Below are 13,552 nucleotides of genomic sequence, written 5' to 3'. Positions count from 1 at the left end.
ACTAAATTTGGTCTTTTCTTCATCTATATCTCCTTCTACGCCTAGAATTTTATTCGCCAATTGTCTAGAGCACCAAGTAATGTTCTATATCACCGTCAGAGATTAATCTGCCGCACCGAGAGCTGATAGACCCTTTCATCTTTCTCTCTACCTCTTTTTCACCAAATCTTTTGGGGAGTAAAACAATATATTTTTCCAAACAGTTATAAACTAGGAACCACAAAAACAGCTTCATGATCAGCCATTTTAAAAGTTTGATCAAGTTGAATATTCCTAAGCGTCGTACTTGCCTTATACGAACAATAACATCCCAATGTAAGGAGAGTCAATGCAGTAAAAGCAAGTGAAATAGATATTCCTAAATGAGACATTGTTAAACTTGCGCCAACGGCAAATGCTCCAGATAATATAAGAGAAGCAGAGGCATAAATTATTTGCTTTCTACCATGAGCGCTTACTGCTGAGAATTGAGATTTTACTGCTTTGAACTGTTCAGGAGGTTGACTTGGGCTGCTAGCCCTTCTACTATAACCTTGCTTTATATTGATTAGGCCCTCTTGTGTAATGTTTGCTAATATCAATTCGTTAACTGCTCTCCCCAATTCATCGATCCTTTGTGTCAGTCCTTGTTCACTCTCTAATTTCCAGGAACACTCATCACTGGACTGAGTAATTTCTCCAAATCTACTTACGTTCTCTGTTCTTTCTTTGGATACGTTGAACAGCTTATTCTCCAGTATACTATTTCTATTTAGAAGATCTTTTTTTTCTTCCACAAACTGAAGTTTTTCTTCGGTCAATCGAAGATTTGCTTGTTTCAGAAAACAATTAATTTCTTCTGTTATTTTTAATGCTACTTTAAGTTCGTGAATCTCTTGTAACAAATCTTTAGAGTTGCCTTTAGACTCATTTTTGTGGCAAGCCCTACTACTATCACATAACACTTCTTCTATAATGCTCAGGTCGTCAAAACCTTCCTGATCAGTTGAATCCTTATCTGTGAGGATTCTGTTACCCTTTTTAGTAGGAGTGCTCGTATAAATCCGATCCTCATTGAGGTCAGCCGATATTCCTGTGTCGTTGGATATACTCTCAATAATCGAGCTATCCGAAATCGCATCTCTATTCCCAAGTGTCTCATTATTGCTAGAAGCAACTTGCTCTTGCCTCTGACACACAGAAATTTCTGTTGGGCTAGTAACACTCTCTTGAGCATTTTTACTGCTTCCACTAGTAAAGCAGTGCTTATTCATTACCTTTTCAACATTCTCCATAAGTTCTCCTCTTTCAATTACAATATAAGATTCGTTTTTTTCGTAGTTATAGCACTTCTCGCAATAGTCCGAATAGGATAAGATATGTGCTTATGGCTATGGTAGAGCAGTAGCATATTATGATCTGTTCGGATTATTGTAAAAAGAGCTATACTAGGAAAGATGCTGAAATTTTCTAACTTTAGTGGAATAATAACCGAAGTTGAAGCCTATATAGGAATGAGCGACCCAGCTTGTCATGCAGCTAAGGGTTATACTAACCGAACCTCAGTAATGTTTGGTATGCCGGGGTTTTCATATGTGTACTTTATATATGGAATGTATTACTGTTTAAATATTGTAACAGAAGCAGAAGGGTTCCCAGCAGCAGTGTTAATACGGGGATTAAAGCTCATTGAACCGCTTGAGGCAAATTTAGGTGGGCCAGGAATATTGTGTAAAAGATTAAATATTACAAAAGAACATAACAAACAGGACCTTACTATAAGCCACGAATTTTGTGTTTATGAATCTTACCTCAAACCAGATTATATTTGCACCCCGAGAATCGGAATTAGTAAAGGCCAAGAGAAATTTTGGCGGTTTAAGATTTTCTAAACTTAAGACCTTGCGTAGACTATTTGCCAATCGGATAATCACCAGTGAAACAAGCATCACAATATTGTGGTGTAGCATTGTTACGCTTTTCTGCTTTAACAGCCTGATATAGTCCATCAATACTCAAGAAGGCTAGGCTATCTACTCCTATAACTTCCTTAATTTCCTCTACAGATTTATTTGCAGCAATTAAATCTTTGCACTCTGGCGTATCTATTCCATAAAAACAAGAATGCTTAATTGGTGGGCTTGAAATTTTGAGGTGAATCTCTTTTACTCCTGCATCCTTTAACATAACTATTATATTTGTTAACGTACTACCACGCACTATACTATCATCTATTAAAATTATGTTTTTACCTTTCAAAATGTGCTTATTAGCATTGAATTTTAATTTTATTCTAACTTTACGTACTTCAGCAGTTGGTTGTATAAAAGTTCTTCCTATGTAATGATTACGAATTATTCCCAGTTCCATAGGTAACCCTGAATGCTTTGCATATCCAATAGCTGCAGGTATTCCAGAATCAGGTATTGGTACAACCATATCCATATTGTTTTTTGGTGGGCTCTCTTCTGCAAGTATTCTTCCTATTTCTTTTCTTATATCATATATGGACCTATTCTCCATTATGCTGTCTGGTCTTGAAAAATAAACGTATTCAAAAATACAAAAACTTGATTTTTTCTGTGGGAAAGGAAATGCTGAAGCTAGATTACCATTTCGATCAATGGTGACTAACTCACCTGGTTCTATTTCTCTAACAAACTCTGCATTTACTATATCAAGAGCACAAGTTTCAGATGCAAGAACATAAGAACCGTTTAACTTCCCTAAAACAAGAGGCCTGATTCCAGACGGATCACGTACTCCAATAACTACTTCTTGATTGATTGCCACAAAAGAATAAGCACCTTGTATTTGCTTTAATGCATATATAAAACTCTCTAAGAAGCTATCTTTTTCACCGCTTGCTGTCAGATGCACTACTACTTCTGTATCAATATCTGACTGAAAAACGCACTCTTGTTTAATTAATTGTTCGCGTATTGGAGAAATATTAATTAAATTACCATTATGTGCTATGGCAAAATCCACAAATTTGCCACTTTTGCCAAGCATGGGCTGCACTCCAAACTTATTACCACTTGTTGAGTATCGAACGTGACCTATTGCACAATCTCCAGGTAAGGATTTCTTTATTTCATCTATATCATCAAATACGCTGCTCACTTGACCTTGAAAGTGATAAGAGTGCAGCTTATCGTTGTTACTGGTTACTACGCCAAAAGACTCTTGACCTCTATGCTGCAAAGCGTGGAGAGCAAGTATAGAGTTAAAAACAGCACTTTGGTTGCAACTTATGCCAAATACCCCACATTCCTCACGCATTTCATCTAGCATAAAAACCATTAAGTAAAGTTTAATTCTACTTTAGCATAGGTAAAATACAATCATTTTGTTGTTCATCTGCTTTTATTGCCAGCAATAATCCTATGCATATCAAGCTTGCAGCAGTTGTACTTCCTCCATAGGAAAGAAATGGCAGTGGATCGCCTATCACAGGCAAGAGGCCTATTGACATTCCAATGTTTACAAAAAAATGAGCGCTAAAAAAGGCGAAAATGCCGATAGATACCGACTTAGAAAAATAATTTTTCGACCTATAAGCGATAGAGAAAATTACTCCAAGTAATGAGGTATAAAGCAAAATTAAAGCCATGCTACCTAAAAAGCCCCATTCCTCACTCAGCACTGCAAAAGCAAAATCTGTACGTTTCTCCGGCAAAAATCCAAGTTGAGTTTGACTTCCGTTAACAAAGCCCTTACCAAGCAAACCTCCTGAACCAATAGCTATTTGAGATTGCTGCGCATTATAACCTATTCCAAGTGGATCCACTGATGAATCCAAAAATGACAATATCCTTTGCTTGTGATAAGGACGTAAAAAAGGCCAAATAGCCGGTACTGCAAAAATGCCAAGAGTTCCACATATTACTGAATGAGATCTTTTTATTATTGTTGTGAATATAATTGATATCCCTATAAATAACATTATCATAGCTGTGCCTAAATTAGGTTGCTTTAACAGCAAGAACACGGGTAAGAAAATAATTATAAGTGCCTTAAGCAATCTTTTAAATTCCATCATTTTATACATACTCTGCTTATCAAAATAGCGAGCAAGCGCAAGTATTAAGCCTACTTTTGCAAATTCCGATGGTTGCAAACTAATTGATCCAATTCTTATCCACCTTGTTGCACCCATTATGTGTGAGCCAAAAAAATTTACTGCTAATAGTGAAATCGCTGCTGCTATATAAAAAAAGTAGGCGTACTTCAAATAAAAATCTAGCTCTATGAATGACATAGCTATAGCGAGTAGGAAAAAGAAGGAAAATATGACCAGTTGGTGAATCGCAAATGGCACCCACTTTCCTCCAGCAGAAGAGTATTGAACAACAATGCCAACGCAAAACAGCGCTATCACGTTAATGACTAATAACCAATGAATCTTCTTCAGCCTACCCACAATAAAGACCTTATAACCTTAAAGTATAGTAAAATATGAAACAAAGATAAAAATCAAAAAACCAACTTCTCAACTACTAACCGAATTGGAGTGCTATATATTCCAGTTACTACTGTTAAAGCTGCCATAAACAATAGACAGAAAAGCATAGGAAATGGCACATCATTAATTTTGCCTAGTGTCATTCTAGTGCGTGACGTTGCATCATTTTCAAAATACATTTTCTCTACCATCTTCCACATGTACATTAGTGCAAGAAAAGAACCGGCAGCAAAAGCTATCAGGGAAATCCACGCGCGAGATTCGATAATTGCTTTCATTATATACCACTTGCTTACAAAGCGATTTGTTAAAGGCACACCGATTAATGCTAAACTGAGTAGAGTGAACGCAAGTGCTGTATAAGGCATTGATTTCTTGAGTCCCGATAAATTCTCTATTTTTGTTGTATCAAATTTGTAAGAAATACATCCTGCAGCCATAAATAAAGATGTTTTTATTATGCTGTGGTTTACTATGTGAAGAATTGCTGCAAATACACCTGTTTTTGAGTTAAAACTCAGTGCTAAAATTATATAACCAATTTGGCTAATACTAGAGTGAGCAAGCAGTCTTTTTATGTCTTTTGCGGTTATTGCAAATATCGACCCAAATACAATAGCGCAAAGTGCGAGGATAATTATCACATTGTCCAGTAGCGGCTTAAACAAGAAAAAATTTTGATGAAAAACAGTATAAAAGATTCTGATGAAAACATATATCATCACTTTTGTCACTGTGCCTGAAAAGAATATGCTAATGAAACTTGGCGCCTCACTATATGCATTAACCAGCCACCTGCTTAATGGAAACAGTGCCATTTTGATTGAGAGACCAACAAAAATGAACAACGTGCCAAGTTTTATGATGTTGTTATCGTATAATGGAACTATTCTTTCAGCCATGTCAGACATATTGAGCGTTCCAGTCATTGAATATAAGAGCCCGATGCCAAATAAATAAAATGTTGCACCTATTGTTCCACTAATTAGATATTCAAATGCTGCAACCAAGGCTTTTTTATCCCTTCCCATTGAAACTAATACATAAGAAGAAAGAGATGAAATTTCCAAGAAAACGTAAAGGTTAAATATGTCGTTTGTTACTAGAATCCCGAACAGTCCGCTTAAGCACAGTAGAAATAGAGAGTAAAAACCAGTGATTTTGTTTTTGCTAATTTCTTTTTCGTTAATATAAAAGCTATAAAGCACGCTAATCAGCGCTATAAAATTCACCAAAGTTAGAATCAAGGAGTTCAACACGTCGATTCTTAACTCTATGCCGTACGTGAGAGCCAAATCACCAAGGTGATAAGTTATAATTTCGCCTTTATATGTTTTAATGAGTAGTATTGATGAAATGATAAGAGTGATTGTTGTTGCAATAAAAGAAATAAACCAAGATACCTTGTGTTTCTTGGCAAGAAAGCAAAACATTGATGCAATTATTGGGATAATAACTTGTAAAATTGGTAATTGCATTAAATTGTTGTTAATATATCGTTAAAGTATTAGTATATATAATACTTTTTGTTTTAATACACTTATGTTATCTAAAATTTGTAACGCAATAAAACGCCTATTACGAAGAGAAGATAAATTTGTAGGAAGAGATGAAAATGGAAATTCTTACTATGAATCAAGTAAAGGAAAAAGGTGGGTTATGTATAGCAGTGTCTCTGAGCCTACAACAGTGCCTCCGGAATGGCATATATGGCTTCACTATACTGATAATGTAGTACCAGTTAATAATAAAAAAAGAAAAGTAAAACATACTCCTAATTTAACGGGTACAAAAGGTGCATACTATCCAAACCAAAAAGTGAAAAATTACTATAAAAGCTGGAGTCCTGATAACTAAAGATGCGAAGGTCAAATATACTTGAAATAACCGCTGGATTATTTGTATTAATTTTCACTATTTTTCTGATTTTCTTTGCTATTGATAAGCTATCTTACATAAAGAAAAACTATAAGGATTGCAATAAAATATATGGTCTTTTTGCTAACGCTAACGGTATAGGAGTTGGTGATAGTGTCAAGATCTCTGGTGTGGACGTTGGAAGCATAACTGGTGTATCACTTGACAAAGCTACCTACGTAGCACGAATCGACATGTGTATAAGCAGAGACATAAAATTGCCAATTGATAGTTCAGTTCTGATCACTAGCAGTGGAGTTGTTGGTAGTAAATTTGTTAATATATTACCTGGATCAGATATTAAACTAATCTTGCACGGTGGTAAAATAGAGTATACTCAAGCTGAAGCAAATATGGGTGGAATAATGGACAAAATTATTGGTATGTTTACAAAGTGAAAATGGCAGGATTCCAAGTGTAACCATTCAGATGAAGCCTCCTGTAGTTCTAAAGTATTTAAGGAGTTTGCCTTATTTCTTGCCTTTTCTACCGCTTGCTTTGGGGTTTATAGTATAGAAAGTGCCTTAACAGTTGCAGTACATGTCTATCAATGATAAAATGAAGATTAATTTATTTTGATATTATGATTGGTTTACTGTTTGCTGTACTATTGTTCCTCTGTGGTAGTGATGCACTTGCAAAACAGGAGCCACGTTCAATAGCTGGAGATAATCACATAAAGGTAATAAATTATAACCCACATGCTATACATAAGTATACGGGTTTTTATGGTTATCAGTCCAGTATATTGTTTGAACCAGGGGAAGTAATACAAAACCTTTCAATGGGTGATTCAACTGGTTGGCAACTCCTTCCTCAAGGTAACAGATTGTTTATTAAGCCTATAGATGATATTGCCGATACTAACGCAACTATAATTACCAATAAAAGAGTTTATTACTTTGAACTTCATGCTGAAGAAGCAACTGGACTAGATGATCCAAGATTAGCATATGAAGTAAGGTTTCTTTATCCACTATTTAGCAGTGATGAGATTTACACAACAAATAACGGTGATATCCTCGAACAAGCTAGTCATACCATTATCCCTGATATAAACGATATTGAAGTTGTAAAGAAGGGTTTAAATTTTAATTATTCCATCTCGCACGTTAAAGGCAGTCAGTCAATAATACCAATCAAGGTTTTTGATGATGGAAAATTTACATATCTACAATTCAATAAAATAAACTCTGATTTCCCGGCAGTTTTTATGGTTGATTCTGCAGGATATGAGTCTTTAGTAAATTTCCGTACAGTTGACAACTATCTGATAATCGAAAGGGTAAGTTCAGTGTTTACCTTAAGGAATGGATCGAGTACAGTTTGCCTATTTAATGAAAACATGCCTTTCAAAAAAGGTAAGTGATTACTATCTAAAGGCTATAATGCCAGAGATATGGGTGCAAAGTTTTTTCTATGATGTTCTGTAATTCCATAAAGGCCAATAGCGTTAAGGTGCTCTTTTGTCCCATATCCTTTATTTTTATACCAATTATATTCAGGATGCTTATTGTGCAATTCTTGCATAAGCCGATCTCTCGTAACTTTTGCAACGATTGAAGCTGCTGCAATTGATGTACTCAAATTATCACCATTTACTATGGATTTCACTTGCCATTTCACTTCAGGTGGTTGATTACCATCAACTAGCACATAATCTAACTCTAGATCCAAGTCTATCAACGCACGTTTCATTGAAAGTTTTGTTGCTTGCAAGATATTGTATGAATTTATTTCTTCTACGCTTGCCATTCCTATACCAAATTTTGCAACGGATGTTATTTTTTCATATAGGACTTGCCTACATTGAGGAGTCAACTTTTTCGAGTCGTTGATTCCATCAATAATTGTATTTCTATCAATAAACACTACGGCTGCGGATATTACTGGACCAGCTAGCGGACCTCTTCCAACTTCATCCACTCCTGCTATCACTCCTGATAATTTATTTTCTAATGTAAAGTCTGGGTATTTCATAGGTTTTTATAATAAGAAAGTTATAGTAAAAACTGAACAGATAATAGAAATTATCCAAAATTTCATAACGATTACATTTTCTGACCATCCCTTCTTTTCAAAGTGATGATGTATTGGTGCCATAAGAAAAACTCTTTCTCCTTTTCCATATTTAAACTTTGTATATTTAAAATATGATATCTGAATAATCACAGATAGAGTCTCTATTACAAAGATTATTCCAATAACGGCAAAAAGCATCTCTCTTTTAATTAGGACACTAGTTAACCCTAAAGCTGCGCCTACCGACAAGCTACCAACATCACCCATAAATATTTTTGCTGGATGTGTGTTAAACCACAAGAAACTTAGAATAGCTCCTATAAATGCAATGCAGAATAAAGTAATATTCATATCTGCTTGAGTTATGTATGCAATTAGCCCCAAAAAAGCAAAGGAAGTGATGACTTGAGTTGCAGCAAGGCCATCCAAACCATCTGTGAGATTCACAGCATTAGAAGAGCCGACAATTACAAACGCAGCAAACGGAACATATAGATAGCCAAAATCTATTATTACTCCTTTAAATAGGGACGTTTTTGTAAAACCTTCAGCAGAGTATAGCTTAAGTATAAACACACCAACCAGAGCAACAATAAACTGAATAAGTATTTTGGTTTTTGCACTTAAACCTCGATAGTGATTTGTCTTCAATTTTAAATAATCATCAATAAATCCAAGTAGAGCAAAAAATAGAGTTATCAATATCAGCAGCAAAATTTCTGGTGTTAACTGAGCCCAGAGTAAAATTGGTAATAAAGAAGAAATCAGTATTATTATTCCGCCCATAGGTGGTACATTCTTTTTTGTTATTAAATGACTTTCTGGTCCACATGATCTAATTGGTTGCCCATCTTTGCTTATTTTTTTTAGAAGCTTTATAAAATAGGGAAAAAGAATAAACCCAAAAACAAATGAGGTAAAAAATATTTTTGTAGCTAAGATCATCTGCTTACTTAAATTGACTAAGTGTCATACCACCTATAGCTAATAAAGTCAACTTCTGTCATCCTATAGCCTGACCCACAACTGTACGAACATTGTGATTTGGGCCCATCAGTAGGGTGTAATCCCAGTCTGGAATCCACAACTGTACGAACGTTGTAGTTTGGACCACCAGTGGGGTGTCATCCCAGTGCCCAGACACTGGTTCTATGCAACTTAATTAAAAACGTTTGTTTTAGTGTAAGACAATTACCTTTAGCTTATCAGCTCAGTTATAAGCAAAATTTCTGGATTCCAGACTGGAATGACACCATTTGCTGTGCAATTTACCTTCAAAAATGAATGTTCGTACAGTTGTGAACCTGTGGCAGGTATTACATAAGAGCATTTCCCTCTTCTAAATTAAAACGCACTTTTGCCTCCTTTGCAGTCTATACTTTAGATGTATTTAATTTACAAATGCTAATTATTTATTAATAATGGTGATATGTAAATATAGTTATAAAATAATTGTTACACTTGAATTCCTTCCTGGTTTCTGTTGTTATCAGAACATTTAAAACACTTTAAGAAAGTTGCTTAGTTAAATTAACTTAGACAAGTAAATAGCAGTTTTGCAGCCTGTTTTTATGAATGATGATAAAATGTTGTAGCCAAATGCGCTTTCAGAATTGTGCTGAATTGCAATATCTTTGTGCTCTAACTCCTCGTCGCGAAATTTACTTATAGTTTCTCTTAATTCCCCATCTTCTAAATGTGAAACTTGCTCTTTGTAGTGCTCCCCGATAACTTCTTCAACTGCAGCAGTGCAAGCCATAGCAGCTTTTTTGCCCATAATGGCAGTTGCAACGCCAAGCGACACTCCTAAAACACGCCAAACAGGCAACAAAACAGTAGGACGAACTTTTTGCTCTTTGATTTTCTCATTAAAATAGTGAAAATGCTTTTTTTCCTGCTCTTCCATTTCAATTATTTCATTGATTATAGAAGATTTCTTAAGAATAAATTTTTGACCAGAATAAATGCAAATAGCTCCATATTCTCCAGCGTGATCTACTCTAATTGCCTGTTGCAAGAACTGATTGTTGCTGTACCTTAAATTATTTAGATTTCTTTCTTTCTCCACAATACACCTTACCTGATACGAACAGAGCTACTATGAGATAAATTAGATTCCATGTTGCTAAGGAAACACCTAGAACGTAATGAGGTCTGTCACAAGATGGAGAGTAATTAGGATTTAGTAGATTATTTCTGAGCTCTTCTATACTAACGTTACCACTTGCTTGCTCTGTACAACCTAAAACATCATGAAATAAGTGGAGTTCAAGACCTATATGATAAAAAGATATTACTGCACCTATGAGGTAGCTGCAAAACATTGCATAGATTGGAATTTTGTTGTCTTTAAGCATGCACGCTACTGCAAGTAATCCGGCGATATAGTAAACCATTCGCTCGTATGTACATAACTTGCATGGCAGCATGTTGAAAAAATATTCTAGCACATATGCAAAAATTAGAGCAGCGGCACTCGACAGCAGAAAGATTGCAGGAATTCTGGAATTATTACACATAACTTTAAGTAAATTATCCCTGAAAGTATAAAGCAGAGTATTCATTTTACATAGGGATTTTTATTTTTTTTCAAAAGCAATCTAACTGGCACACCGTCTGCAAAGAAATTTTTTCTGAGATCGTTAATTAAATAGCGTTTGTAACTTTCATCAACACTTTCAGGTATGTTACATATCAAAGAAAAAGCTGGAGGTTTAGTACCAATTTGAGCGATATACTTCATTTTAACTGCTTTGCCTTTTACAAGAGGGTGAGAATGTTTTCCTACAGCATCTATGAGCCACTTATTCAGTTTTGCAGTGCTGATCTTCTTATTCAAGGATTCACTCACTTCAAGACACTTATCTATCACATCACCGCAGCGCATGCCTTTTAACGCAGAAATTGTTATAGTTGGCACTTCCAAGAATAACCTGGTTACTTCCTGTTGTTTGACAAATTTTGTTAACCTGCTTCTGTCATCCTTACCTATTAAATCCCACTTATTTAAAACAACAATAATCCCTTTCCCTCCCTTAATTGCAGCTTCACCAATTGATAAATCCTGCTGCTCAATACCAACTAGGGAGTCTAGCATTAAAATTACCACATGAGAGCGCTTGATTGATTCCATGCTTTTCTCAACAAATCTTGATTCTAAGCCATCTACAACATTCGCCTTTCTGCGGATTCCGGCAGTGTCAATTAGAGTAATTAACTCTCCATCATGATCATATGTAATATCCACAGAATCACGTGTGGTACCTGGCTCTGAACTTGTTATTAGTCTGTTTTCTGCAAGTAAACCATTTAAAAAAGTTGATTTTCCAACATTCGGACGGCCGATGATCGCGATCCTCAGCCTACTCAGTTCATTGTTAGGTAACTCAGTGTTCTCGTTAAAATTTTCAATAACACCAGCTAATGCATCATAAAGATCAACCATGCCAAGATTATGCTCGGCAGAGATATACACCGGGCCAAGAAAATCAAAAAACTGCAAATAATCAACATTTTCGGATTTATGACTCTCGCATTTATTTGCTATCAGTATCACAGGTTTATTTATTTTTCTCTTCAGCCACTTTGCAAACTCTTTATTTCGCTCATTTTGCACTTTTGCGTCAACAAGAAAGAAAATTATGTTTGAACTGGATAAAGAAAACTCTATTTGCTCAATAACTTGCAGTGAAAAACTAGTTTGGTCGTTCCATCCTCCTGTATCTATAACTTTAAACTCCAAATCGCTAATTCTACCCATTCCCTCTCGCCTATCCCTTGTCACTCCTGGAATGTTACTCACTACTGCTGCTTTTCTTCCTACTAATCTGTTGAATAGGGTCGATTTTCCAGCATTTGGTAGGCCTACTATGGCGATTTTTAGCATAATTCAAGGGCATGCTCTATATGAAGTAAATTATAACCGAAACTTTTCAATTTAACTATTGACTTCGTAGATTATATAAGCATACTACAGTTAGAATTTTTTTATTTCGTTATGTAAAATATGAGGTAGTTATGCTAGTGTCAGAGCAAATAGAGAGTGTAGATAGAGAAGAATTAAAGCAACAAAATCATATACATAAAGATACAGAGTGTTCGGAAGAGACGACAATATATTGGCATATTAATCAACATATGGAAAAAACATCTCAAATAGATTGCATGAAATATATGGTGCTCTTATGTCATATAACGAATCGGAACAGTCAATGACGTCAACTTAAGAACTTTCATTAGCAAACTCTCCTAAAGACATGGTGGCGTTTAGGCTTATCTGCTTTATTGCGGCTGTCCCGGTCGGATTTTAACTTTAGCGCGTATACTTAAAAAGGGCTTGAAAGTTTTTTGGCGCAATAAGTACCTGATAGAGTTTCTGCCTCATTACACCAAATAAAACTGAAAAATTTAAAAGATACTCAGTAATTTGATCTGGGTTCCAAGGCCCTTGTGCATCACATATATGAAGCGATAATATATTGCACATGACCAAGTTTGCCCAAAATGCTTGTAATACAGCCTCTCCAGAAAAATTCTCTAACTCTGCTCCTACTTTGAGTCGTTTATAGCACTCCTCTATGTGCCACCTTAACACATAAGCTTTGCTCCAAAGTCTCGGTCAAAAACTCTGTTTCTCAGTTGGCTAATGTCAGCACTATAACTCTTACTTTCTGTCCTTTCATTTTATTTTTTAGCTTTTCATTTTCTAATATAAAATCAAAATCTAATTCGCCAGCGTTCCCATAGCTTACTATAATTTCTTTTTTGCAAGCGAAAAATAAAATCTACTTCCAAATCATAATGCTGCTGAATGAATTTTACTGAAGACGATCATAGATAAATAATAATTTCTCTTGATTTAATAAACGCATTTGAGTGATAACTTCGGGTAATTGCTCTGCCGCCAACGTTTGTTCACCTATATTCCAAGCTGCAAGACGAGCACTGCAAATCAATGAAGTACACAAATCAACAAACAAATTGCCAATGGTGCCTGTTGTTCCATTTGGTTCAAACTCGGATACAATTTCCCCAGAGCTGGGTAATCTCATACCAGAACCATCTGCTGCAATAAGTCTATAGCCTCTCCAACTCAGGTTCATCCTGATAGGCTGTTTGGATGCTTAAATTCTTGAAAGCCTGTATGGCAAATCTTATACCTTGCTT

The 13,552-nt window shown here is 35.4% G+C and carries 13 protein-coding genes and 1 pseudogene; 4 read left to right on the top strand and 10 right to left on the bottom strand.

The genetic code is table 11. From position 1 onward, the window contains the following. Window positions 1-203: 203 nt before the first annotated feature. On the bottom strand, window positions 204-1,274 hold the full coding sequence (locus OZD68_RS01265; protein WP_182309794.1) for a TomO hydrophobic C-terminal domain-containing protein: 1,071 nt from the start codon (window positions 1,272-1,274) through the stop codon (window positions 204-206). Between the two features lie 132 nt (window positions 1,275-1,406). Between OZD68_RS01265 and OZD68_RS01260 the strand changes: the two genes are divergently transcribed. Beyond that, window positions 1,407-1,871, top strand: coding sequence for a DNA-3-methyladenine glycosylase (locus OZD68_RS01260; RefSeq protein WP_375138389.1), 465 nt, complete (start codon window positions 1,407-1,409; stop codon window positions 1,869-1,871). 19 nt (window positions 1,872-1,890) lie between these two features. On the opposite strand, the gene purF is transcribed toward OZD68_RS01260, so the two are convergent. The 3 genes from purF to OZD68_RS01245 are packed head-to-tail and all read right to left on the bottom strand — an operon-like array spanning window position 1,891 to window position 5,925. Then, window positions 1,891-3,276 (bottom strand): amidophosphoribosyltransferase, encoded by a 1,386-nt coding sequence (purF, locus tag OZD68_RS01255; RefSeq protein ID WP_182309793.1) that lies wholly within the window; start codon window positions 3,274-3,276, stop codon window positions 1,891-1,893. Window positions 3,277-3,301: 25 nt separating this feature from the next. Next, window positions 3,302-4,405 (bottom strand): rod shape-determining protein RodA, encoded by a 1,104-nt coding sequence (gene rodA / locus OZD68_RS01250; protein ID WP_182309792.1) that lies wholly within the window; start codon window positions 4,403-4,405, stop codon window positions 3,302-3,304. Window positions 4,406-4,458: 53 nt separating this feature from the next. Next, on the bottom strand, window positions 4,459-5,925 hold the full coding sequence (locus OZD68_RS01245) for a proton-conducting transporter transmembrane domain-containing protein (protein WP_182309791.1): 1,467 nt from the start codon (window positions 5,923-5,925) through the stop codon (window positions 4,459-4,461). 64 nt (window positions 5,926-5,989) lie between these two features. On the opposite strand from OZD68_RS01245, the gene OZD68_RS01240 reads away from it, so the two are divergent. The 3 genes from OZD68_RS01240 to virB9 all read left to right on the top strand — a co-directional run bounded on the left by OZD68_RS01240 (window position 5,990) and on the right by virB9 (window position 7,733). Continuing rightward, on the top strand, window positions 5,990-6,304 hold the full coding sequence (locus OZD68_RS01240; RefSeq protein ID WP_182309790.1) for an NADH-ubiquinone oxidoreductase subunit NDUFA12 family protein: 315 nt from the start codon (window positions 5,990-5,992) through the stop codon (window positions 6,302-6,304). 2 nt (window positions 6,305-6,306) lie between these two features. After that, window positions 6,307-6,762: an outer membrane lipid asymmetry maintenance protein MlaD gene (mlaD, locus tag OZD68_RS01235; RefSeq protein ID WP_182309789.1), complete on the top strand. Its 456-nt coding sequence runs from the start codon at window positions 6,307-6,309 to the stop codon at window positions 6,760-6,762. A gap of 185 nt (window positions 6,763-6,947) precedes the next feature. Further along, window positions 6,948-7,733 carry a P-type conjugative transfer protein VirB9 gene (virB9, locus tag OZD68_RS01230; RefSeq protein ID WP_182309788.1) on the top strand — a complete coding sequence of 262 codons (786 nt, stop codon included), beginning with the start codon at window positions 6,948-6,950 and terminating at the stop codon, window positions 7,731-7,733. Between the two features lie 14 nt (window positions 7,734-7,747). Here virB9 and OZD68_RS01225 read toward each other — a convergent pair whose 3' ends face one another. From OZD68_RS01225 to OZD68_RS01200, 6 genes and pseudogenes are all read right to left on the bottom strand, one after another. Continuing rightward, entirely contained in the window at window positions 7,748-8,344 is a 597-nt protein-coding gene (locus OZD68_RS01225; protein WP_182309787.1) for a ribonuclease HII, read from the bottom strand. Window positions 8,345-8,350: 6 nt separating this feature from the next. Next, the gene (gene mraY / locus OZD68_RS01220; RefSeq protein WP_182309786.1) at window positions 8,351-9,331 is read right to left on the bottom strand and encodes a phospho-N-acetylmuramoyl-pentapeptide-transferase; all 981 of its coding nucleotides are present in this window, start codon (window positions 9,329-9,331) and stop codon (window positions 8,351-8,353) included. A 580-nt stretch (window positions 9,332-9,911) separates the two neighbouring features. Further along, complete coding sequence (locus OZD68_RS01215; RefSeq protein ID WP_182309785.1) at window positions 9,912-10,454, bottom strand: demethoxyubiquinone hydroxylase family protein; 543 nt, start codon at window positions 10,452-10,454, stop codon at window positions 9,912-9,914. Further along, on the bottom strand, window positions 10,429-10,950 hold the full coding sequence (locus tag OZD68_RS01210) for a disulfide bond formation protein B (RefSeq protein WP_182309784.1): 522 nt from the start codon (window positions 10,948-10,950) through the stop codon (window positions 10,429-10,431). Before OZD68_RS01210 ends, OZD68_RS01215 begins: the two co-directional genes overlap by 26 nt. Beyond that, entirely contained in the window at window positions 10,947-12,272 is a 1,326-nt protein-coding gene (gene der / locus OZD68_RS01205) for a ribosome biogenesis GTPase Der (RefSeq protein WP_182309783.1), read from the bottom strand. Before der ends, OZD68_RS01210 begins: the two co-directional genes overlap by 4 nt. 349 nt (window positions 12,273-12,621) lie before the next feature. Then, a pseudogene (locus OZD68_RS01200) lies at window positions 12,622-13,552 on the bottom strand (transposase); the annotation flags it as partial.

This window comes from Wolbachia endosymbiont of Drosophila bicornuta, from assembly GCF_028982105.1.
GTDB lineage: Bacteria > Pseudomonadota > Alphaproteobacteria > Rickettsiales > Anaplasmataceae > Wolbachia > Wolbachia pipientis.
The sequence above is the reverse complement of the archived record's forward strand: the minus strand, read 5'-3'. Positions and strand labels throughout refer to the sequence as shown.